Origin of the sequence: Bacteroides sp. 51 (assembly GCF_010500965.1) — a bacterium.
In the GTDB taxonomy this organism is placed as follows: Bacteria; Bacteroidota; Bacteroidia; order Bacteroidales; family Bacteroidaceae; genus Bacteroides.
In genome coordinates this window covers 321,312-346,578 of record NZ_QVMI01000002.1, presented here as the reverse complement: position 1 = coordinate 346,578, position 25,267 = coordinate 321,312, and the positions used below count along the sequence as shown (strand labels likewise).

16 protein-coding genes and 1 tRNA gene are annotated in these 25,267 nt (G+C 45.0%); 15 read left to right on the top strand and 2 right to left on the bottom strand.

Annotated features, from left to right (window positions below):
• Positions 1–2 precede the first annotated feature (2 nt).
• The 11 genes from D0T87_RS03360 to murQ are packed head-to-tail and all read left to right on the top strand — an operon-like array spanning position 3 to position 17,701.
• Entirely contained in the window at positions 3–3,026 is a 3,024-nt protein-coding gene (locus D0T87_RS03360; RefSeq protein WP_163172880.1) for a xanthan lyase, read from the top strand.
• Positions 3,027–3,067: 41 nt separating this feature from the next.
• Complete coding sequence (locus tag D0T87_RS03355; protein WP_163172789.1) at positions 3,068–4,912, top strand: PQQ-binding-like beta-propeller repeat protein; 1,845 nt, start codon at positions 3,068–3,070, stop codon at positions 4,910–4,912.
• A 52-nt stretch (positions 4,913–4,964) separates the two neighbouring features.
• Positions 4,965–6,461, top strand: coding sequence for a glycosyltransferase family A protein (locus D0T87_RS03350; RefSeq protein WP_163172788.1), 1,497 nt, complete (start codon positions 4,965–4,967; stop codon positions 6,459–6,461).
• 41 nt (positions 6,462–6,502) lie between these two features.
• On the top strand, positions 6,503–7,408 hold the full coding sequence (locus D0T87_RS03345) for a DUF4922 domain-containing protein (RefSeq protein ID WP_163172787.1): 906 nt from the start codon (positions 6,503–6,505) through the stop codon (positions 7,406–7,408).
• A 20-nt stretch (positions 7,409–7,428) separates the two neighbouring features.
• Positions 7,429–9,246: a SpoIID/LytB domain-containing protein gene (locus D0T87_RS24490; protein WP_163172786.1), complete on the top strand. Its 1,818-nt coding sequence runs from the start codon at positions 7,429–7,431 to the stop codon at positions 9,244–9,246.
• A complete protein-coding gene (locus tag D0T87_RS03335) occupies positions 9,239–10,552 on the top strand; it encodes an MFS transporter (RefSeq protein ID WP_370526811.1) in 1,314 nt (437 codons plus the stop codon). Before D0T87_RS24490 ends, D0T87_RS03335 begins: the two co-directional genes overlap by 8 nt.
• 18 nt (positions 10,553–10,570) lie before the next feature.
• Positions 10,571–11,809, top strand: a complete 1,239-nt coding sequence (locus tag D0T87_RS03330) for an exo-beta-N-acetylmuramidase NamZ domain-containing protein (protein WP_163172785.1) — start codon at positions 10,571–10,573, stop codon at positions 11,807–11,809.
• A gap of 36 nt (positions 11,810–11,845) precedes the next feature.
• The gene (locus tag D0T87_RS03325) at positions 11,846–14,773 is read left to right on the top strand and encodes an FAD-binding and (Fe-S)-binding domain-containing protein (protein ID WP_163172784.1); all 2,928 of its coding nucleotides are present in this window, start codon (positions 11,846–11,848) and stop codon (positions 14,771–14,773) included.
• 32 nt (positions 14,774–14,805) lie between these two features.
• Entirely contained in the window at positions 14,806–16,038 is a 1,233-nt protein-coding gene (locus tag D0T87_RS03320; protein WP_163172876.1) for an acyltransferase family protein, read from the top strand.
• Positions 16,035–16,874, top strand: coding sequence for an ATPase (locus tag D0T87_RS03315; RefSeq protein ID WP_163172783.1), 840 nt, complete (start codon positions 16,035–16,037; stop codon positions 16,872–16,874). The genes D0T87_RS03320 and D0T87_RS03315 overlap by 4 nt, the downstream gene beginning before the upstream one ends.
• Positions 16,875–16,876: 2 nt before the next feature.
• Positions 16,877–17,701 (top strand): N-acetylmuramic acid 6-phosphate etherase, encoded by an 825-nt coding sequence (gene murQ, locus D0T87_RS03310; protein ID WP_163172782.1) that lies wholly within the window; start codon positions 16,877–16,879, stop codon positions 17,699–17,701.
• A 100-nt stretch (positions 17,702–17,801) separates the two neighbouring features.
• Here murQ and D0T87_RS03305 read toward each other — a convergent pair whose 3' ends face one another.
• Together D0T87_RS03305 and D0T87_RS03300 are read right to left on the bottom strand one after the other, a co-directional pair.
• Complete coding sequence (locus D0T87_RS03305) at positions 17,802–18,413, bottom strand: FKBP-type peptidyl-prolyl cis-trans isomerase (protein WP_163172781.1); 612 nt, start codon at positions 18,411–18,413, stop codon at positions 17,802–17,804.
• Positions 18,414–18,423: 10 nt separating this feature from the next.
• Positions 18,424–19,965, bottom strand: a complete 1,542-nt coding sequence (locus tag D0T87_RS03300; protein ID WP_163172780.1) for a glycine--tRNA ligase — start codon at positions 19,963–19,965, stop codon at positions 18,424–18,426.
• Between the two features lie 285 nt (positions 19,966–20,250).
• Here D0T87_RS03300 and D0T87_RS03295 point away from each other — a divergent pair, with 285 nt between their 5' ends.
• The 4 genes from D0T87_RS03295 (at position 20,251) to D0T87_RS03280 (ending at position 25,037) form a co-directional block, all read left to right on the top strand.
• A complete protein-coding gene (locus D0T87_RS03295) occupies positions 20,251–22,896 on the top strand; it encodes a DNA gyrase/topoisomerase IV subunit A (protein ID WP_163172779.1) in 2,646 nt (881 codons plus the stop codon).
• A 76-nt stretch (positions 22,897–22,972) separates the two neighbouring features.
• On the top strand, positions 22,973–23,872 hold the full coding sequence (locus D0T87_RS03290) for a DUF3316 domain-containing protein (protein WP_163172778.1): 900 nt from the start codon (positions 22,973–22,975) through the stop codon (positions 23,870–23,872).
• Between the two features lie 11 nt (positions 23,873–23,883).
• Entirely contained in the window at positions 23,884–24,900 is a 1,017-nt protein-coding gene (locus tag D0T87_RS03285; RefSeq protein ID WP_239063445.1) for a S41 family peptidase, read from the top strand.
• 55 nt (positions 24,901–24,955) lie between these two features.
• Positions 24,956–25,037: transfer RNA gene (locus D0T87_RS03280), tRNA-Leu, on the top strand.
• The last annotated feature ends 230 nt before the right edge of the window (positions 25,038–25,267 follow it).

Genomic DNA, 25,267 nt, shown 5'->3' with positions numbered 1-25,267 from the left:
ACATGAAAACTATACGTATATTTCTTTTGCTGACATGGTGCTGCCTGCCCCTACAGGTGGCCATGTCGCAAATTCTATCCCCGGAAGTACAAACGGGGATTGGCGATTACCTGACAGCGTTTTCCAGAAAGGAAATATCCGTAGGGAAAATCAAGATTGATTCTGCCCACGTTGAAGGGAAGACCCTTCTCCTCTTCGCCAACATGAACTGCTCTTACATTCCCTTCCGCGAGGACAATGTAAAGGAGATATATAAAGAAGTCGGCGCCTTACTCCCACAAGAGTATGCCAACCATAAACTTCAGATTATAACAGATAAACATCCTATTGAACAACTTATACCATTGCAGCGAGGCGCCGCAGCCAAGGCTTCACGCGGGAAACAAGAAAGCCCGTTAGTTACCCGTCTGTCTGTACCCTATTCCCCCAAGTATGGCTTACAGAACAGGCACATCGCTTTATGGCAGAGCCACGGTTACTATTACGAACCCAAGCTCACCCGCTGGGAATGGCAACGCGCCCGCGTCTTTCAGACCGTAGAGGACCTCTACACACAGAGTTTTGTTCTCCCCTACCTGATGCCCATGCTCGAAAACGCCGGAGCCAACGTACTTATTCCACGCGAAAGAGATACGCAAACCACCGAAATCATTATTGATAATGACGGATGCCGCAACAACTCCTACTATACCGAGAAGACAGGAGATAAACGCTGGTATACAGGCAGCGAAAGCGGTTTTGCCCACTTGCGCAACCAATACATAAACTTTGAAAACCCGTTCCGCGAAGGCTCCTACCGCGCCATCGAAACCATCAAGAAAGGACAGGAAAGCTACGCCGAATGGGTACCCGACGTTCCGGATGGAGGCCGGTACGCCGTGTACGTTTCTTATAAAACCGTAGCCAACAGCACTACCGATGCGCTTTACACCGTATATCACAAAGGAGGAGTATCGCAATTCTCCATTAACCAACAAATGGGTAGTGGCACATGGATATACCTCGGACATTTCACGTTCGATAAAGGCAAGAGTGATGCCAACAAAATAGTATTAAGCAATAAATCTTCCAGGGCGGGCCGTATTGTTACAGCCGATGCGATCAAAGTTGGAGGAGGTTATGGCAACATAGCCCGCCGCATTGCGGAAGATGGAATTGCTACCGAAAATATCAAAAGTTCCGATGTTGTAACACCCGTAGAAGCAAAACAGCTTCCTGAAGTCGATTATCCCTACGAAACAAGTGGCTACCCACGGTTTACCGAAGCTGCCCGGTACTGGATGCAATGGGCCGGTATCCCCGATAGTGTTTACTCCGAGAGCAAAGGCAAAAACGATTATACAGACGACTATAAATCCCGCGGAATTTGGGTTAACTATCTGGCGGGAGGTTCCGCAGTTAACCCCGACGAGGGCGGACTAAATATTCCTATTGATATGGCCTTCGCATTCCATTCGGATGCAGGAACCACGCTCAACGACTCGATTATCGGTACATTAGGCATCTTCTTCACCAACGCATATGACGGAGTATACGCCAACGGCACCTCCCGGTATGCTGCCCGCGACCTGACCGATTTAATCCAAAGCTATATCGTAAACGATATCCGCGCCTTATACGAACCCAACTGGACGCGCCGCGGCATGTGGAACCAGTCTTATTATGAAGCGCGCGTGCCACGTGTACCGACCATGCTTCTGGAATTACTGTCGCATCAGAACTTCGCCGACATGCGCTACGGCATAGACCCACGCTTCCGTTTTACCGTAAGCCGTTCTATATATAAAGGTATGCTTCGGTTCGTCTGCTCACAGTACGGACAGGAATATATCGTTCAACCGCTTCCGGTAGACCATATGAGTCTGCATTTTACAAACGAAAACGAAATAGAACTTACCTGGCAACCTGTGGATGATCCGTTGGAACCCACAGCAAAAGCAAACAAATACATTGTTTACACCCGTATAGGCGATGGAAGCTTTGACAATGGCGTTGTCGTAAACTCAAACGTTTATCGTGCCGTGCAATCTCCCGGCCTCATCTATAGCTATAAAGTTACAGCATTAAATGACGGTGGAGAGAGCTTCCCCTCCGAAATCCTTTCCGCAGCCAGAGCCTTTAACGAAAAAGGAACCGCACTGATCATCAACGGCTTCGACCGGATCTCTGCCCCTGCCGATTTTGTAAGCGATGGCCTCGCCGGATTTGCTGATGCCATAGACCACGGCGTTCCTTATATAAATGATATCAGCTATATCGGCAGCATGAAAGAATTCCGGCGTTCCATTCCGTGGATGGACGATGATGCTTCCGGTTTTGGAGACAGTTATTCCAACTACGAAACCATGGTGATTGCCGGAAATATATTCGACTACCCGGCGGTACATGGAGCAAGTATGCTCAAAGCCGGATACTCTTTCGTTTCATGCAGCAACGAAGCGGTTGAAAAGAAAACCGTCAACCTGAACGATTATAAACTCGCAGACCTCATACTCGGGAAACAACGTCAGACCAAAATCGGTAGAGGCGGTGTTATGCCTTTGGAGTTCAAGACATTCAACAAAGAAATGCAGGAAGCTATTACGGCTTATTGCCAGTCGGGAGGCCATATATTTGTTTCCGGTTCATTCGTGGGGTCAGACTTATGGGACAATCCCGAAACCACTCAGGAAGATAAAGACTTTGCTACGAATACCCTAAAATACAAGTGGCGCGTCAACCAGGCAGCTACCACCGGAAAAGTGAAAAGTGTTGCTTCACCGTACAAGGAATTTGCAGGCAATTACAGTTATTACAATGAACTTAACCCCGATGGCTATATTGTAGAAGCACCCGATGGTATTGTACCGGCAGGCGAAAATGCATTTACCATATTCCGCTATTCGGAAAATAATATCAGTGCGGGTATAGCATATAAAGGAACCTACAAAACCTGCGTATTGGGATTTCCGTTTGAGGCTATTCGTACAACAAACGAAAAAGATGCGTTAATGAAAGGCATCCTAACCTTTTTTGATGAGAAGTAACATAAAAACAACCTAACTTTGTAACTTATATAATGGAGACCATGAAGAAACATATATTACTCGTCCTGTTCATCGCATTGCTACCGGCAATATGTGCTGCACAGTTCCGTTTTGCACTTATCACAGACTTGCACATCACCAAAACCGAACCTGCGGTAGAAGATTTACAGAAAGCGGTGAATCAAATCAACGCAACCGGTAATCTTGATTTTGTACTTGTCACCGGCGACCTCACCGAAGAAGGTGATCGGGAGTCGCTAAAGAAAGCAAAGGCAATCATCGACAAGCTAACCATTCCTTATTATGCCATTCCGGGCAATCACGAAACCACCTGGACAGAGTCGGGAATGACTGCCTTCGGAGATATCTTCGGTGGAGAGCGTTTCCGGTTCGAACATAAAGGATTCTTGTTTCTCGGGTTCAACACCGGACCATTCATCCGTATGGGCGATGGGCATGTAGTACCTCAAGACATTACTTGGCTAAAAGAAGAACTAAAGAAATACGGAAAAGAAAAACCGGTTATTATCGTAACGCACTATCCGCTTAAAGATGGTGATGTAGATAATTGGTACGATGTAACAGATGCTGTGCGCCCTTACAATATCCGCATGTTTGTCGGTGGGCACTACCATAGTAATCGCGAGTTTAGTTATGATGGTATTCCCGGTTTCCTGAATCGCTCTACCTTGCGTGGGAAAGAGCCTGTTGGTGGATATTCCATTTACGACATCACTCCGGATTCCATCATTGTTTATGAGCACAACATTGGTACAGAGCCTCGTCAATGGGCATCTTTATCCTTATCCCAAAAGTATTATGATGAGAAGGGTTCGGCTGATAAATACCCCGATTTCTCTGTCAACAACCAATACCCACAAGTAAAACCTGCCTGGTTGGTGCAAACCGGAGTAGGCATTTATTCCTCACCCGCAGTGCTTGACGATAAAGTATATGTGGGCGATGATATGGGCTATCTGACTTGTTACAGACTCAAAGACGGTAAAAAGCTGTGGAACTTCAAATCGGGCCATCGTATAGTAGGTACTCCGGCTGCCAGCGAGCAGGTAGTCGTATTTGGTTCCGCAGATAAAAACATCTATGGACTTCACGCTAAAACAGGTAAACAATTATGGAAGGTTGCTGCTACAGAGCCCGTTCTGGGTGCTGTAACCATCAGTGATGGCATAGCTTATATCGGAGCAAGCGACCACACATTCCGCGCAATCAATATTCATACGGGCGCTGTTGTCTGGGCATATAATCAGGTTAAAGGCTATATTGTAGCCAAACCATTGGTTGAAGGCAACAAAGTCATCTTTGGCGCTTGGGATAATACATTATATGCTCTCGACAGACATACAGGCAAAGAGATATGGAAATGGACAGGCGGACTAACGCGTATGCACTTCTCCCCTGCTTCTGTTTGGCCGGTTGCTGCACATGGGAAAGTGTTTATTACCGATCCGCAACGGGCATTAACCGCTATCCATATAGAAACCGGCGAAACCATTTATCGTACATTCCAGTCTGTAGTACGCGAAACCATCGGGTTATCCGAAGATAAAGAGCGCATCTACAGTAAAACGATGAACGATAGTATTGTCTGTTTCTCTACACGAACCGACGTTCCCGATCAATTATGGACTTCCAATGTGGCATTCGGATATGAGCATGCACCATCTATGCCGGTAGAAAAGGACGGTGTTGTATTCGGAAGCACAAAGAACGGTTTGATGTTCGGTCTGGAAGCCAAAACCGGGAAAGTCCTCTGGAAGCACAAAGTAGCCAATTCGCTCATTAGTACGGTTGTTCCGTTGAATGGGCATAAAATATTATTCACTGCAACAGGAGGAGAAGTCGGACTACTGGAACTGGCAAAGTAACGATTCCCGGTTTCTATGATAACAAACTAATTACGATAAATATATAACAAAGATGAAAACCATGATCAACTGTTTCATTCCATTCGCGGATGCGGCACAAGCTGAAAAGACAACGAGAGGTTTACTTGAAACCGGCTTGGTAAGCAAAATCTATTTATTAGCTTCCGACTCCGAAGCCTCGCCGCTAGACGGATGTGAAATTATACATATATCCGCCCTTAATGCAACCGCTACCATAAAAGCTATTGCAGCCAAAGCTGACGCTACTTATACACTTTTATATACCAAACACTCATCATTGGAGCTTGGTTATTTTGCATTGGAACGCATGATTCAAATTATGGAAGATGCCAATGCGGGAATGGTCTATGCCGATCATTACCAAATTGTTGGTGAGAATAAAACGAACGCTCCGGTGATTGACTATCAATTCGGCAGCTTGCGGGATGATTTTAACTTCGGTTCTGTTCTACTTTATAAATCAGAAGCTTTCAGAGATGCGGCAAGCCGGATGAAAACCGATTATCAATTCGCTGGCTTATACGATTTGCGCCTAAAACTTTCGCAGAAAGAATCTTTGGTCCATATCAACGAGTACTTGTACTCAGAAGTTGAACTTGATACCCGCAAGAGTGGAGAAAAGATATTCGATTATGTTGATCCGAAGAATCGGGGGGTACAGATTGAAATGGAACAAGCCTGTACCGAGCACCTGAAAGAAATCGGCGGTTATCTGGAACCTAAATTCAAAAGCATTGAGTTCAGTGCCGGAAACTTTGAATACGAAGCCTCTGTAATTATACCCGTGCGTAATCGCATTCGTACAATTGAAGATGCAATCCGATCGGTATTATCCCAAAAAACAACGTTTAAGTTCAACCTGATCATCATTGATAATCATTCTACGGACGGCACAACAGAAGCCATAAAGAAATTTGCTGCCGATGAGCGATTAATCCATCTTATCCCCGAACGCGGCGATTTAGGTATCGGAGGTTGTTGGAATACCGGTGTACACCACCCCAAATGCGGAAAGTTTGCCGTACAGTTGGATAGTGACGATGTGTACAAGAACGAAAATACATTGCAAACCATGGTCGATGCTTTCTATGAGCAAAACTGCGCAATGGTTGTGGGTACTTATATGATGACCAACTTTGATATGGAAATGATTCCTCCCGGTATCATCGACCACAAAGAATGGACACCCGAGAACGGACGTAACAATGCACTACGCATCAATGGCCTAGGTGCTCCGCGTGCATTTTACACGCCTGTACTGCGCGAAATCAAAGTTCCGAACACCAGTTACGGAGAAGATTATGCGTTGGGACTGAACTTCTCCCGCCAATACCAGATCGGCCGTGTATATGATGTGGTTTATCTATGCCGCCGTTGGGATGATAACTCTGATGCTTCATTGGATATTGTAAAAATGAATGGGCATAATACGTATAAAGACAGAATACGAACATGGGAGTTACAGGCGCGGATTAATGCTAATAGCCTCACCCCGACCCTCTCCAAAGGAGAGGGAGATGGGAGATAGTCTGTAAACTTATAACTTTATATTATTCCATAATTAAGTACATGAATTTAGAAGATAGATATATTCCCAATCCATACCCTGTAAAACAAGCGGTAGAACGTCTCTTCTCCCTCTCCTTTGGAGAGGGCCGGGGTGAGGCTGTAGATTTTGGGGGTGAGGCTTGGGAGTTGGCGGTTAATAACTACAAAGCTCTGGCTCAGGTAAAAACGAAAACATTCGAGGTTGGAGGTTGTACCTACAAAGTACAATTCAACCCTGCACGTATTACCTCTTCCGCAGCAAAAGTAGATCCAAAATCTATTCAGGAGCGAAAATGCTTCCTCTGTCTGGATAATCTGCCGCCAGTGCAAAAAGGGATACTTTTTAAAGAGCATTACAGCATATTGGTGAATCCGTTTCCGATCTTTCCACGGCATCTCACCATACCAGATGTGAAGCATGTGGACCAACGCATTCTTCCCCGTATAGGCGATATGTTAGACCTGGCAGAAGCATTAGACGATTACATCATATTCTACAACGGACCTAAATGTGGTGCATCGGCTCCGGATCATGCTCACTTCCAAGCAGGTAGCAAAGGGTTCTTACCTATTGAAGAAGAATGGGAGAACGGAAAAGGTTCACTCTATGGCGCATTAACCATTGAATCCGAAAACAAGGAAGAGGCTATTGCTTTATTCAATGCAATTTATGATTCAATGGAACTAAAGCCAGGCGATGACGAACCTATGATGAACGTACTTGCCTGGTACAAAGACACCAAATGGATTGCATGTGTATTCCCCAGGAAGCAGCACAGGCCAGCTTGTTATAGCGCCGAAGGAGATAAGAATATGCTTATCAGTCCGGCTTCGGTAGATATGGGTGGTGTATTTATTACTCCTTTGGAAAAGGATTTCGATAAAATCACTGCCGAAGACATTGCAACTATCTTAAGCGAAGTTTAATTAAAACCCAGGCAACAACCATGATAGAACCCAAAGTAAATGTAGGCATTCTTTTCGAACCCCGGATAGATTTTATACTCCTTACCCCTTATGTCATAGACGGAAAAGAGGTAAGCGGAGAACAAATGGTGTCTTATAGTGGTGACTACATCCTATGGCAAGGCCGTTTGTACGAAGAACTCCTATTTGAACCTACTGATGAATCGCAAGGTCAATTCGGGATACTTGATGTTACTATTGGTATAAACTTCCATTGGGAACGCAAGGAAAATCAACGCTTCCAGGGAGCATTCAAGGTTATTGTAGAAGGCAATAAACTCACTGGAATCAATATTATATCCGTTGAAGATTACCTTACCAGCGTAATCTCTTCCGAAATGAGTGCCACAGCCTCATTGGAATTACTTAAAGCGCATGCCGTCATTTCAAGAAGTTGGTTATTAGCGAGCCTCACCCCGACCCTCTCCAAAGGAGAGGGAGAAGAGAATGCTACTGATATCCCAATCACACCTAAACAGTATTACCACACAGCAAATTGTACTAGCTATGATTGTCTAAAAGAGAAACAAAAAGAACTAAAAAATAATCCCACAGAAGCTGAAAGAATTGTATGGAATCTAATCAGAGATAATCAGTCAGGAGAGAAATTTAGGCGTCAACATATTATAGCTGATTACATTGTTGACTTTATCTGTTTATCCAAAAAATTAATTATCGAGATTGACGGAGAATATCACAATAATATTGAACAAATAAAAAAAGATAATGAAAGAACATCAAAACTCAACCTACTAGGTTTTAAGGTTCTCCGATTCACAAACAATGAAGTTATTGCTAATCCCGAAAGCATTATACGGACTATCTCTAACTCCCTCTCCTTTGGAGAGGGTCGGGGTGAGGCTTTCATTAAGTGGTACGAGCGCTCCGATCACACCCGCTTCGATGTTTGTGCAGACGATCATTGCCAACGTTATCAGGGTATCACCCGCGCCTCAACAGAAATAGTAAAACAAGCCATAAATGCTACTCGCGGACAAATCCTATCTTACGATAAAAAGATCTGCGATGCCCGCTTCTCCAAATGTTGCGGTGGAGCTTTCGAAGAATTCCAAAACTGTTGGGAAGATATCAAATACCCATACCTGGCCAAACAACGGGACAGTAAGTCAACCAGCGAACTCCCCGACCTGACCATAGAATCAGAAGCGGAGAAATGGATACGTACTTCGCCGGAAGCATTCTGTAATACAACAGATAAAGTGATCCTATCGCAAGTACTCAACAACTACGACCAGGAAACTGTAAACTTCTACCGCTGGAAGGTAGAATATAGCCAAAAGGAACTATCGGAACTAATCCATCACCGCTCCGGGATTGATTTCGGTGACATATTAGATCTGATTCCTATAGAACGGGGAACATCCGGTCGGTTGGTCAAACTTAAAATCGTAGGAACGAAACGCACACTTATTATAGGAAAAGAACTGGAAATACGTCGCACACTTTCTACTTCCCATCTTTATAGTTCGGCATTTGTTGTTGATAAGAGCTACACAGCCTCACCCCAACCCTCTCCAAAGGAGAGGGAGCAGGCTGCGCTATCAAGCGATAATAATGCGGAAGCTGTAACTCCCACCTCCCTCTCCTTTGGAGAGGGCCGGGGTGAGGCTGTAAGTTTTGGGGGTGAGACTGTGTTTACTTTAACCGGTGCCGGATGGGGCCATGGAGTGGGACTTTGCCAGATCGGCGCTGCCGTAATGGGTGAGAAAGGTTATCCCTACAACGAAATCCTCCTACATTACTATATAGGAGCCAGTATTGAAAAACTATATGAATAAAAGGTATACCATGATAAAAGAAAAGAAAACGAATCCGTGGGCATGGATACCCACATTATATTTTGCGGAAGGCTTACCCTATGTAGCTGTAATGACCGTTGCCGTAATTATGTACAAACGGTTGGGACTATCCAATACTGATATTGCCCTTTATACCAGTTGGCTTTACCTACCTTGGGTCATCAAACCGTTGTGGAGTCCTTTTGTCGACCTGATAAAAACAAAAAGAGCCTGGATTGTAGCTATGCAAGGATTCATTGGTGCGGGATTTGCCGGAATAGCTTTCTTCATTCCAACCGACTATTACCTGCAAGTTACCCTGGCATTCTTTTGGCTATTAGCTTTCAGTTCGGCCACACACGATATTGCAGCCGATGGTTTCTATATGCTGGGACTAACCAGCGGAGAACAATCCTTCTTTGTCGGTATCCGCAACATATTCTATCGCTTCGCCAGCATATTCGGGCAGGGGGTACTGGTTATGTTTGCTGGATGGATGGAAACAGGAGCTATCTTCCCTTCTACCGCCGGGAAAATATCTTTAGCATGGAGCATTACGTTCTATTTGCTAGCAGCCATCTTTATAGGTTTAACCTTATATCACAAATATATACTGCCACACCCGGCAAGTGATGCCAAACGGGAAGGACTATCTGCAAAAAAGCTTTTGGAAGATTTCCTGCTTACATTTGAATCTTTCTTCCGAAAGAAAAACCTGGGATTAATGTTTTTCTTCCTACTTACCTATCGCCTGGGCGAATCACAATTAGTTAAAATCACCTCCCCCTTCTTGTTAGATACAGCCGACAAGGGTGGACTGGCATTGCCCACTGCAACTGTCGGAATGATTTATGGAACCATCGGAGTTATTGCTTTACTGTTAGGAGGAATTCTTGGGGGAATTGTTGTCTCACGTCATGGATTTAAACAATGGATACTCCCCATGGCACTTGCCATCAATCTACCCGATTTATTGTATGTATATCTTGCTGCGGCAACGCCTGATAGTACCTGGCTCATAATTATGTCTGTTGCTATCGAACAACTTGGCTACGGATTCGGGTTCACTGCCTATATGCTTTATTTGATTTATATTGCCGACGGCGAACACAAGACGGCTCATTATGCCATTGGTACCGGTTTTATGGCATTAGGTATGATGCTACCGGGCATGGTTGCCGGATGGATTCAGGAAACCATCGGATACACCAATTTCTTTATATGGGTATGCGTCTGTACCATACCGGGCATCGTTGCTGCTTTTATGGTAAGAAACAAGATAGACCCAGAATTCGGAAAAAAATAACCCCCAATTATTCAACATATGAAAGCACTTAGATTTATTTTACTTAGCACATGTTGCTTGTTCGCATTTACTGCTCAGGCACAGAAAATAAAGATCAAGACCGGTATTGAGGTTTTGAAAGAGCAGAACTTCAAATGCCTGGAAGGGAAACGGGTAGGTTTGATTACTAACCCTACAGGAGTAGACAATCGGTTGAAGTCGACAATTGACATTCTGCACGAAGCCCCCAATGTAGAGTTGGTAGCGCTTTACGGTCCCGAGCATGGTGTTCGTGGTGATGCCCATGCCGGAGATAAAGTGGAAAACGAAACAGATCCATCTACAGGTGTACCTGTTCATTCTCTTTACGGCAAGACCAGAAAACCAACGCCCGAGATGCTGAAAGGCATTGACGTATTGGTATATGATATACAAGATATCGGTTGTCGTTCGTTTACCTATATCAGCACTATGGGATTGGCTATGGTGGCTGCTGCCGAAAATGATATTGAGTTTGTTGTACTCGACCGTCCGAATCCGGTAGGCGGACTCAAGATCGAAGGTAATCTCGTTGAAGATGAGTATATTTCCTTTGTCAGTCAATTTAAAATTCCGTACCTTTACGCCCTTACTTGTGGAGAGTTGGCCTTAATGCTCAACGGAGAAAAGATGTTAGAAAAACAGTGTAAACTACACGTCGTAAAAATGAAAGGCTGGAAGCGCAGCATGGAATATACGCAAACAGGACTACAGTGGGTTCCTTCCTCGCCTCACATACCTCATCCTCATTCCGCCATATTCTACCCGATTAGTGGTATTTTGGGCGAGTTGGGCTATATGTCCATCGGTGTAGGTTATACTATTCCTTTCCAGATGTTTGCTACGCCCTGGATAAAAGCTGAGGAACTTGCTGCACGTATGAATGCGCTGCAACTACCTGGCATTATCTTCCGCCCGATTCACCTCAAACCATTCTATTCTGCGTATAAAGGGGAACAGATACAAGGTGTGCAAGTACATGTCGTAGATTTCCGGAAAGCCGCATTAAGTGAGATTCAGTTCTTACTGATGCAGGAGGTTGCAGCACTTTATCCCGATCGTGCCGTATTCGATCATGCCAACAAAGACCGGTTCCGTATGTTTGATCAGGTAAGCGGCAGCAATCAAATACGCGAACGCTTCAGCAAGAACAACCGTTGGGAAGATATCCGCGATTATTGGTATAAAGATGTAGAAAGTTTCCGTAAACTATCCAAGCCTTATTATCTTTATAAATAAACATTTTTTCAAACTTAAAGACTCAAAAACTCCAAAATGACAGGCCAGAGTTACTATAAGCAATTCCTGCAGGAAGTATCACGTTTCATTCCCCTCCAACGAATATACACCGACGAACTTCGCCGGTTGGCCTGGGGAACGGACGCGGGGTTCTACCGGCTCATTCCGCAGATTGTGATTCGTTCGGAAAACGAGCGGGAAGTCTCCGACATTCTCGCCATTGCCGATCATTATCAACTGCCGGTTACGTTCCGGGCGGCGGGAACAAGCCTGTCCGGACAAGCTATCAGTGACTCTATCCTTATTGTTGCAGGAAAGAACTGGGAGAAATATACGATTGGTGAAGACGCCAAAACCATTACCCTGCAACCAGGCATTATCGGCCAGCGGGTAAACGAAATACTAAAACCTTACGGCCGTAAATTCGCCCCCGACCCGGCTTCTGTTAAGAGTGCCATGGTGGGCGGTATTGTAATGAACAATGCTTCGGGCATGAATTGTGGTACACATGCCAATAGCGACAGGGTATTACTCTCTGCTCGCATCGTCTTTGCCGATGGCACTATACTTGATACCGGCAGTGAAGTCAGCCGTAACGATTTTGCCCAAAAGAAGCCGGAATTTATCCACCAGATAGAAGCATTACGGGATTTGGTACATGAAGATACCGAACTTGTAGAGCGTATCCGCCATAAATATGCCATTAAAAATGTAACCGGACTCAACATACAGCCTTTTGTGGTGTTTGATGATCCGTTTGATATCATTGCACATCTTATGGTTGGGTCGGAAGGAATACTGGCATTCTTGTCCGAAGTAACTATGCAGACGGCATATAACTATCCTCATAAGGCTAGTGCTATGCTGTATTTCAGTGACATCAAAGAAGCCTGTCGTGCAGTGGTTGCTATGAAACAACTAGCCAATGCGCAAGGCGAATGGATCGTGAAAGGTGCTGAGTTGCTTGATAAGAAATCATTGGAATCGGTTAACGATTCTACCGGGGTTGGACTAACTGCCGTACTCACCGAGACCATGGCAGTTACAAAAGAGGAACTCGACCAGAACATTGACATTATTACGGAAGCATTGGAAGCTTTCGATACATATATCCCTGTTCACTTTACCGATAAAGAAAGCGAATATTCCAAGTATTGGGCCATCCGTTCGGGTATATTCCCATCGGTGGGAGGAACAAGGAAACTGGGAACAACCAGCCTTATCGAGGATGTGGCGTTCCATATTGAGAACCTACCCGAAGCTACTGCTGAATTACAGGAACTTCTGGAACGTCACGGATATGAGGACGCCTGCATCTATGGGCATGCTTTGGAAGGCAACTATCACTTTATCATTAATCAATCTTTCAGTAGTGATGATGAGGTAAAGCGATACGATGACCTGATGAATGATGTTATCGCCCTTGTGGTAGATAAGTATGACGGTTCTTTAAAAGCCGAACACGGCACGGGCCGCAATATGGCTCCTTTTGTAGAGTATGAATGGGGAAAGACTGCGTTTGAAGTGATGAAGGCAGTAAAGCAGTTGTTCGACCCGAAGGGTATTCTGAATCCGGGGGTTATCTTCAATGATGATCCGAAGTGCCATATCAAGAATTTCAAACCGTTACCACTCACCAATCCTCATGTTGATAAATGTATTGAATGCGGATTCTGTGAAATAAACTGCCTGACGTGCGGATTCACTTTGTCTTCCCGTCAACGCATTGTATTGCAAAGGGAAATCACTCGTTTAAAGGAGTCAGGAGAAGATGCGCATCGTTTGCGTCTGCTTCAAAAACAATATCATTATCCTGGGAATACGACTTGTGCAGGCGATGGACTATGCTCCATGTCGTGCCCGATGGGAATAAATACAGGCGACCTTACGCATGATCTTCGTCAGGAAGAGCTGCCCAAAGGTAGTCTGGGATATAGAGTAGGTAATTATACGGCTAATCATTTTGCTGGGATTAAGAGCGGACTTCGGCCTGTATTAACACTTGCCAATGCAGCACATACCGTACTGGGAACAACCGCGATGAGTGCTATAGGTAGAGGCTTGCATAAGATGGGATTACCGTTGTGGACGCCAGAGATGCCCAAAGCCTCACCCCAACCCTCTCCAAAGGAGAGGGAGAAGAAAGTTACAGCTGCGCAACCCGCTGTAGTGTATTTCCCCAGTTGCATAAACCAAACATTTGCAGGTTCTCCAAGCTATGAAAAGCTCATTAAGAATACCCCGCATGGCTCTTCCTCCCTCTCCTTTGGAGAGGGTCGGGGTGAGGCTGGCTCTGTTCCACTGGTCAACAAAATGGTATCCTTACTCCATAAAGCCGGTTATCAGGTTATCTTCCCTAAGAACATGGATAAACTTTGTTGCGGAACCATCTGGGAGAGTAAAGGCATGATGGATATTGCCGATAGAAAGAGTTTGGAGTTGGAAGCCGCGTTGTACGAAGCAAGCGAACAAGGTAAATATCCGGTGTTATGCGATCAAAGCCCATGCCTCTACCGCATGCGCCATACTATAAATAAGATCAAGCTGTACGAACCCGTTGAGTTTATATATACATTCCTGATGGATAAACTCGAGTTTACGCAGACAGACACTCCGGTTGCAGTACATGTAACGTGCTCCATGCAGAAAATGGGGTTAGCGAACCAGGTGGTATCTTTGGCGAAACAATGTTCATCTCGTGTTTTGGTCCCCGAAGAAGTAGGCTGTTGCGGATTCGCAGGAGATAAAGGATTCACCCATCCCGAGGTTAATGCATACGCCCTGCGTAAATTACGCCCACAGATCGAGGAATCTGGTACGCAAATAGGTTATTCCAATAGCCGGACCTGCGAGATCGGGTTAACCACCAACGCCGGAATACCCTATGTATCTATTGTTTATCTGGTTGACAAATGCACAAGCAGCCTCACCCCGGCCCTCTCCAAAGGAGAGGGAGGAAGGTAGATAGTATAGAAATAATAAAAATGAAAGATTACATGCCAAAAGATTATAGACAAAATGGAGTAACTCAGAACTCCCTCTCCTTTGGAGAGGGCCGGGGTGAGGCTGTAAAGTCTGGCAGCCAACGATTATTAGCTCTTGATGTGCTGAGAGGAATCACTATTGCAGGGATGATCCTGGTTAACAATCCGGGAACATGGGCAAAGATCTATGCTCCATTGGGACACGCAAAATGGAACGGTCTTACCCCCACAGACCTGGTATTTCCTTTCTTTATGTTCATTATGGGTATCTCTACCTATATCTCGCTGAGGAAATACAACTTTGAGTTCAGCACTTCCGCCGCATGGAAAATCATCAAACGAACGGTGGTTATTTTTGCCATCGGTTTAGGTATCGCCTGGTTTTCTTTGGCTTGCCGCACATGGAATTCACTGGGCGGTGAGGAATTGACTTTCTGGACTCGTCTCTGGGAGTCTGTCTGGAACTTCGACCGCATCCGTATATTGGGCGTCATGCCTCGCCTGGCGCTTTGTTACGGGGCTACGGCACTGATTGCATTAACCATGAAGCATAAGAATATCCCCTATCTTATTGCTACAATGCTGGTGGGCTATTTCCTTGTATTACTCTTCGGTAAAGGGTTTGAATACAATGAAACGAATATTCTGTCTATAGTGGATCGTGCGGTTCTTGGTGTCAACCACATGTACAAGGATAACGGGATTGACCCGGAAGGGCTGCTAAGTACCATCCCCGCTATAGCGCATGTGCTGATTGGCTTCTGCTGTGGCAAGCTGCTGATGGAGGTGAAGGATATAAACGATAAATTACTCCGCTTGTTTCTGGTGGGTACGATATTAACATTCCTGGGCTTCTTGTTAAGCTACGGTTGCCCGATCAATAAGAAAATATGGTCGCCTACGTTTGCCATTGTCACCTGCGGATTGGCATCCAGTTTCCTTGCCTTGCTGGTTTGGATTATTGATGTCAAAGGATATAAGAAGTGGAGCCGCTTCTTTGAAGCATTCGGAGTTAACCCACTGTTCATTTATGTAATGGCGGGAGTCGTGTCCATTATTCTGGGTAACATACGTGTGCCCCATGGCGATGGAATGATTAGTTTGCATGGATACGCCTATAGCGTCATCCTTCAACCCTTACTTGGCGACTATCCCGGTTCGTTGGCTTATGCTGTCCTCTTCATCGCATTCTGTTGGGCGGTTGGATATGTGCTGTACAAAAAGAAAATATATATAAAGATATGATACTGATAGCAGATAGTGGTTCTACAAAGACGCATTGGAGCGTTGTAGACCGTGGACGATTAGTCCAACAAGTTTTCACGAAAGGCATGAACCCTTTCTTCCAGACGCCGGAAGAGATGGGCGAAGAAATAGCGAATGCTCTGATTCCTAATCTGGATTCCAATAAGTTCAGAGAGATTCATTTCTTTGGAGCGGGTTGCTCGCCCGAAAAGGTTCCTTCTGTACGCGAGGTATTAAGCGCTTACTTCGATGTGGAGGGTGAAATTGAAGTAGATACCGATATGCTTGCCGCTGCTAAAGGACTGTGCGGGCACAAGCCGGGTATCGTTTGCATTCTGGGAACGGGTTCTAACTCCTGTTTTTATGATGGCGAAAAGATCGTAGACAATGTATCTCCCCTAGGCTTTATTCTGGGCGACGAAGGTAGCGGTGCCGTATTGGGCAAACGATTGGTTGGCGACATCCTGAAAAACCAGATGGGTGTCGAACTCAAGGAGAAATTCCTGAAACAGTTTAATGTGACGCAGGCGGAGATTATTGAGAGAGTATATCGTCAGCCTTTCCCTAATCGTTTCCTGGCCAGCGTATCTCCTTTTCTTGCAGAAAACATTCAGGAGCCCCGGATATATCAACTGGTACTAAGTGCTTTCAGGGCTTTCCTTACCCGCAACGTAATGCAATACGATTACAAAAACAATAAAGCCCACTTTATCGGTTCGATTGCTTTCCACTATAAAGAAGTGCTGATTGCGGCTGCCAAAGAAGTTGGTGTTGAGATTGGAACAATTATTCAAAGCCCGATGATCGGGCTACATACATATTATTCAGAAAAGTAGCTATGGCTTTTACAAAGATAACAGAGCAACCATCGCTCTACAATGATCTCGAAAAGAAGTCCATCCGTGAGATTCTTGAAGATATCAATACTGAAGATCAGAAGGTGGCATTGGCTACCCGGAAGGCCATTCCACAGATTGAAAAGCTGGTATCCGAGATTGTCCCCCGCATGAAGCAGGGCGGACGCATCTTCTATATGGGAGCAGGCACAAGCGGACGCCTCGGTGTTTTGGATGCATCAGAGATTCCCCCTACATTCGGTATGCCCAAAACATTGGTTATCGGGTTAATTGCCGGAGGTGATATCGCCTTACGCAACCCGGTAGAGAACGCCGAGGATGATATGGAACGCGGTTGGCAGGAACTTCAAGAGCACAACGTCAATGAGAAGGATGTTGTGATCGGTATTGCCGCCTCGGGCACTACTCCCTATGTGATTGGCGCTATGCGTGAGGCGCGCAAACATGGTATTCTCACGGGAAGTATCACAAGTAATCCCGACTCGCCTATGGCCGCCGAAGCAGATATTCCTATCGAAATGATTGTAGGTCCGGAGTATGTGACAGGCAGCTCACGTATGAAATCCGGTACAGGCCAGAAGATGATCCTGAATATGATTACCACTTCGGTAATGATTCAGTTGGGCCGGGTAAAAGGAAATAAGATGGTGAATATGCAACTCAGTAACCAGAAACTTGTAGACCGGGGCACGCGCATGATCATCGAAGAACTGGGGCTGGATTATGAGCATGCAAAAACGCTGCTGTTAATGCATGGTTCGGTGAAGAAAGCGGTGGATGCGTATAAAAATGCTAGTAGCATTTGAGCCGGATGCTACTAGCATTTCACTCAATTGCCAGTAGCATTTGGAGCGAATGCCAGTAGCATTTGATCAAAGTGCTACTAGCATCCGGAACGAATGCTTATTATAAATCGTCAATACGATATAATATCATATCAAACATCAAAGTAGAATATCCGGGAATACTGCCGCTACCACTTTCGCCATAAGCCAATTGCCAGGGAATATAGACTTCCCATCTCTCGCCGACATTCATATTCTGTAAGATATCAGTCCAGGCAGCAACGCCTCCTACTACATAAAAAGAATTCACGGCAGTTGGAAATGGAGAATCAAGTTCAGTCGGATCATACCCATGCTTCATTGTATTCTGGTCAAAAACCGTCAATTGCTCATACAGTTTCGTATAATACTTCTGAGTCGGATTAGCATTAAAAACAGCCTCGTCAATAAGCATTCCTCTATAATAACAAGAGACTGTACTTGTATACTTTGGCTTCTCATTTTCAGTAGTTACCAGCTTTTTATAAAAAATCTTATATCTTTTATCTCTGGCATAAACCAAATACTTCAATTCCGGATCTGTTTTCGAGTCAACGACCTGTTGCAAGGAGTCAATAAATGCTTCATTGCGTTCTCGCCAGTTGGCATACTTGCCCGGATCTTCAGACTCATTACAAGCTACAAAAGATAAAACAACCAGGAATAATGGCAGCAAATAGATTTTTTTAATCATGCTTTGAATCTTATATTAATTTCTTCAATATGCTAGTAATGCTTACCCTATCGGCAATGATACTGTTCAAATCGGCGATTGCTACACGCTCCTGTTGCATAGTGTCGCGGTTACGCAGCGTTACGCAGCTGTCTTCCAGTGTTTGATGGTCAACTGTGATACAGTATGGAGTACCAATGGCATCCTGACGACGGTAACGTTTACCGATACTATCCTTTTCATCATAGTGGCAGTTGAACTGGAATTTCAGTGCATCAACAATCTCACGTGCTTTTTCGGGCAGACCATCCTTCTTTACCAACGGCATAACAGCCAGTTTCACCGGAGCCAGTGGTGCAGGAAGTTTCAGTACCACACGTGTTTCGCCACCCTCCAATGTTTCTTCGCAGTAAGAAGCTGCAAGAACACTCAGGAACATACGGTCAACACCAATACTGGTTTCAACCACAAACGGAGTGTACGATTCATTCAATTCCGGATCGAAGTATTTAATGCTCTTACCCGAGAATTTCTCGTGCTGGCTAAGGTCGAAGTCGGTACGCGAGTGAATACCTTCCACTTCTTTGAAACCAAAAGGCATCAGGAATTCAATATCCGTAGCAGCATTGGCGTAGTGAGCCAGTTTATCATGATCGTGGTAACGGTAGTTTGCATCGCCAAAGCCAAGGGCTTTATGCCATTTCAAACGCATGTCCTTCCATTTCGCAAACCATTCCAGCTCAGTGCCGGGGCGTACAAAGAATTGCATTTCCATTTGTTCGAACTCGCGCATGCGAAAGATGAACTGACGGGCAACGATCTCGTTACGGAACGCTTTACCGATCTGTGCAATACCGAAAGGTATTTTCATGCGGCCGGTTTTCTGTACGTTCATGTAGTTCACAAAGATACCCTGAGCCGTTTCCGGACGAAGATATACCTTCATTGCCCCGTCTGATGTCGATCCCATTTCGGTAGAAAACATCAGGTTGAACTGACGCACTTCCGTCCAGTTCTTTGTTCCTGAGATAGGGCAAACGATTTCCTCATCTATAATAATCTGGCGAAGTTCTTCCAGGTTAGAGTCGTTCAATGCTTTAGCAAAACGTTCATGCAATGCCTCGCGCTTCGCCTGGTTTTCCAGAACACGACCATTAGTAGAACGGAATTGTGCTTCATCAAAAGACTCTCCGAATCTCTTCGCTGCTTTGGCTACTTCTTTATTGATTTTATCGTCGTACTTCGCCAACTGATCTTCAATAAGCACATCGGCACGGTAGCGTTTTTTGGAATCCTTGTTGTCAATCAATGGGTCATTGAACGCGTCAACGTGTCCCGAAGCCTTCCAGATGGTTGGATGCATGAAGATAGCCGAATCAATCCCAACAATGTTCTCGTGAAGCAATACCATGCTATCCCACCAGTATTTCTTAATGTTGTTTTTTAATTCTACCCCCATCTGCCCGTAATCATATACTGCGCCTAAACCATCGTATATATCGCTCGATGGGAATACAAAACCATACTCTTTGCAGTGTGATACCAGCTTCTTGAAAACGTCTTCCTGTGCCATTTTTTATTTTAGTCTTTAAGTTCTTGAGTTTTTAAGTTTTTAAGTTCCTAAGTACTTAGGTTAAGAGATTACAAGCTTTCGGGTTCTCTGGCTTTATGCCTTTGGTTTTTATCTCTAAAACCTTAAAGACTTAAAAGCTCAAGAACTTAAAAACTTAAATCCCTGCAAAGTAAATGCTTTTTTTCAATTTAATTCGTATTTTTGCCTGAACATCTTCCTATATAGATGTAAAAAAGATAATTAGTTGTTAAAATCAGCATAGAAAAAAGAAGAATCCGATACTTTATGAACGACGATAAGAACGATATCAAAGAAGAGCATTCAGACTACAAACCAGCGGGTTCACACGACGAAGGAATTAAACACCAACTTAGCGGAATGTACCAGAATTGGTTTCTGGACTACGCATCGTATGTAATTCTTGAACGTGCGGTACCCCACATCAACGACGGTTTCAAACCGGTTCAACGACGCATCCTTCACTCCATGAAACGTCTGGACGACGGACGTTACAACAAAGTAGCCAACATCGTAGGACATACCATGCAGTTCCACCCCCATGGCGATGCTTCTATTGGCGACGCACTGGTTCAACTAGGGCAAAAAGACATACTGATCGACTGTCAGGGTAACTGGGGTAATATCCTTACCGGCGATGGAGCTGCAGCTCCGCGTTATATTGAGGCCCGCCTGACTAAATTCGCGTTGGAAGTTGTGTTCAACAACAAAACCACCGAATGGAAACTGTCTTATGACGGCCGTAACAAAGAGCCCATCACCCTGCCCGTAAAATTCCCTCTCCTGCTGGCTCAGGGTGTGGAAGGTATTGCCGTAGGGCTTTCTTCAAAGATTCTGCCGCACAACTTCAATGAGCTTTGCGATGCTTCTATCAACTACCTGCACGGCGAGGAGTTCCAACTCTACCCCGACTTCCTGACCGGCGGCTCTATTGATGTAGCCAAATACAATGATGGCGAGCGTGGCGGAAGCGTGAAAGTACGTTCTAAGATAGACAAGATTGATAATAAGACATTGGCTATCCGGGAGATTCCGTTTGGAAAAACAACCTCTTCCGTCATTGAATCTATACTGAAAGCTGTTGATAAAGGAAAGATCAAAGTACGTAAAGTAGACGATAATACGGCTGCCGAAGTTGAAATCCTTGTGCATCTGGCTCCGGGAGTATCTTCCGATAAAACGATTGACGCTTTATATGCGTTTACCGATTGTGAAGTGAGCATCTCGCCCAACTGTTGTGTGATTGACGACCAGAAACCACACTTCCTTACCGTAAGTCATGTATTGAAGAAATCAACGGATAATACCTTGGCTCTGCTTCGGCAGGAACTCGAAATCCAAAAGAACGAGTTACAGGAAACGTTGCACTTCGCTTCTTTAGAGAAGATTTTCATCGAAGAACGTATTTACAAAGACAAGCAATTCGAACAGGCCAAAAGCATGGACGCTGCCTGCGAACATATTGACGAACGCCTGACCCCTTATTACCCACAGTTTATCCGTGAGGTAACTAAAGAAGATATTCTCAAACTGATGGAGATCAAGATGGGGCGCATCCTGAAATTCAACTCAGATAAAGCCGATGAACTGATTGCCCGCATGAAGGGGGAGATCGAAGAGATAGACCGCCACCTGGCCAACATTGTGGAATATACCGTCAACTGGTTCCAGATGTTGAAAGACAAGTACGGCAAGAGCTATCCACGCCGCACCGAATTGCGCAATTTCGATACAATCGAAGCAGCAAAAGTGGTCGAAGCCAACGAGAAACTCTACATCAACCGCGAAGAAGGATTTATCGGTACATCGCTCAAAAAAGACGAATTCATCGGGAATTGTTCCGATCTGGATGATGTAATCATCTTCTACCGCACCGGTAAGTTCATCGTCACTTCCGTAGCCGACAAGAAGTTCGTCGGGAAGAATATTCTCCATATTAATATCTTCAAGAAGAACGATAGCCGCACGATATATAATGCCGTTTATAAAGACGGTGCAACGGGCTTCCATTATATCAAACGCTTTGCGGTGACTTCCATTATCCGCGATAAGGAATACGATATTACTCAGGGAACGCCCAATTCAAAGATCGCCTATTTCACAGCTAATCCGAATGGAGAAGCAGAGATCATCAAGGTTACGCTTAAGCCAAACCCACGCCTCCGCCGGATTACGCTCGACAGGGATTTCAGTGAAATATCCATCAAAGGCCGTCAGGCACAAGGTTATATTCTGACTAAGAACGATGTGCACAAGGTTGCCCTCAAACAACGTGGCGGGTCTACCCTGGGCGGACGGAAAGTCTGGTTCGACCGTGATGTGCTCCGCCTTAACTACGATGGCCGTGGCGAGTATCTGGGAGAATTCCAAAGCGACGACTCTATCCTTGTTGTATTAGATAACGGAGATTTCTACACCACAAACTTTGATCTGAGCAACCACTACGATAATAACGTTCAGATACTCGAGAAATACGATTCCGGCAAAATCTGGACAGCGGTGCTTTATGATGCCGACCAGAATAACTATCTATACCTGAAACGTTTCTGTTTTGAAGCTAACAGTAGGAAGCAGAATTATCTGGGCGAGAACAAAGACAATAAGCTGGTATACCTTACCTGCATACCTTATCCAAGATATGAGGTTGTATTCGGTGGAAACGACAGTTTCCGCGAGCCTCTCGAAGTGGATGCCGAACAGTTCATTGCCGTGAAAGGTTTCAAGGCCAAAGGAAAACGCATCTCTACATTTACCATAACCGAAGTGAAGGAACTGGAACCCACCCGCTTCCCGGAAGTACAGGAGACAGGCGGAGAGGATGAAGAGGAAGAACCGGAAATCCTTGATCCCGACGATGGAAAGAGCGATGATGACATCAGAGACGAGATCACCGGCCAGATGAAGCTCTTCTAGCGGGTGGCGAGGCGCCACGGCCAAAGATAGAGGAGGGGTGACCGAAGGCTGGGATGGTGGGAGAAAAGTGCTTAATATGAGAACAGAATCATATAGACATAGCGTTTTTTCAATTAAAGCTGTAGTAGCATCTTGCCGCCGCCTCGCTATCGTTGCCTTTATAACTCTCCCCTCTTTATCCTTTGCACAGATTGATTCCCTGGAAAACCATCGCTACGTCACCCGTGCAATGTCTTATGGCATAGGCTACACCAACGTATACGACACTTACCTGTCACCACAGGAATATAAAGGAATAGACTTCCGTTTCTCCCGCGAAACAATGCGCATGACCAAGATGTTGGATGGAAACGTATCTGTCCAGAACTTCTTCCAGGCCAATCTCGGTTATACGCACAACAGGGCCGACAATAACAATACTTTCTCCGGGTTAATCAACTGGAACTACGGATTGCACTATCAGTTTCACGTTACGGACAACCTCAAACTACTTGCCGGTGGATTGGGCGATTTCAACGGAGGTTTTGTCTATAACCTCCGCAACTCCAACAATCCGGCTTCTGCCAAAGCATATATCAACCTGGCTGCATCGGGTATGCTGATATGGCGTACACGAATCAAAGATCTCCCATTGATCGTACGTTATCAGGCGAATGTACCCGTTGCCGGCGTACTGTTCTCTCCGAACTACGGACAGTCGTATTATGAGATATTTACGTTGGGCAATTGGAGTGGGGTAATCAATTTTACTTCGCTGCACAACCAACCTTCCATCCGGCAGTTCTTTACGGTCGATGTGCCCATATCCCGCAGCCGGCTCCGGTTTAGTTACCTGTGGGATGTACAACAGTCCAAAGTCAACAACCTCCGGACGCATACGTATGGTTATGTTTTTATGGTAGGTATGGTACGCGACTTATACCGGATACGTAATAAGAATGGAGGGCTTCCCCCACCTTCCGTCAGAGCTTATTAAAGTAGATGCCTATGCGTAGTTTTCTGAAATTCCTCGTTTTTATCGCTGTATTTTCTTTTTCTTCCTGCGTTAAGGAGGAGAAGATGGCTGATACCCCTTTGGGAAACTTCGAGGAGTTATGGAAGATCATCGATGAAAGGTATTGTTTCCTTGAATACAAAGAAATTGATTGGGATGGGTTGTACACCGAATACAGGAAGTATATATCCGACGATATGCCCGATGAGGAGTTGTTCAACATACTGGCTCGGATGCTCGACGAGCTTAAGGACGGGCACGTAAACCTGTATTCCGATAACGAAATAACCTATTACACCCATTGGTTTGACGAATACCCGCGAAACTTCAATGAAGTTGTCCTCATGCATTACCTGGCAGGCAAATACCGCGCGGAAGGCAGTATCCGTTATGCCATCCTCGAAGGAAATATCGGATATATTCACTGTGACAACTTCTCGGCAACGATGAGCAATGACAAGTTAAATACAATGCTGAAGTACATGTCGGGGTGCGATGGGTTAATTGTCGATGTACGAAACAACAGTGGTGGCTCCATTGGGAATGCCACTCTCCTGGCGTCGCACTTTACTGCCGAAAAGAAGTTAGTTGGATATATACAACATAAGACCGGCAAAGGGCATGGCAGTTTCTCTACCCCTCAGGCTATTTATATTGACCCTTCGGTGGGGATTCATTGGAGCAAACCTGTTGTTGTACTTGCCAACCGCCAGACATTTAGCGCCGGAAACTATTTTGTGAATATGATGCGATATTTTCCGCAGGTTACCACAATGGGCGATGTTACGGGTGGTGGTTCGGGTTTGCCTTTTACTTCTGAGTTACCCAATGGTTGGGGAGTTCGCTTTTCTGCCAGTCCGCATTACGACGCTGATATGAACCATATAGAATTCGGCATTGAGCCTGAGCATCGGGTGAATATGAGTCCGCAAGATGAAGAAAAGGGGATCGACACGATTATCGAGAAAGCGCGTTTTTTACTGGGTTTTTCAACTTTCTTTTCAAAATAGTTTGCGTAACCGAAATAACTGCTTATCTTTGCATCGCAAAACCAAAAAGCAGCCTGCGGCTGTGGCGTAATTGGTAGCCGCGCTAGACTTAGGATCTAGTGTCGAGAGACGTGGGGGTTCGAGTCCCTTCAGCCGCACAAAAAACGATCTTTGGATATTCTAATCTGAAGGTCGTTTTTTATTAGTGAGCTAACAAAGCGTGTTCCTGCACTAATTATGAAAAAACGTCAATCAAAAGGAACAGAAAGACAACAAACTAATTAATTAAACTTAGAGCCTGTTTAAATTTTCCACAGAATAATTATTATATGTTGCTTTCGTTTTTTCTTTAGCGCTCTTTTTGTCTGTTTCTTCTCTTTTCGCGGTT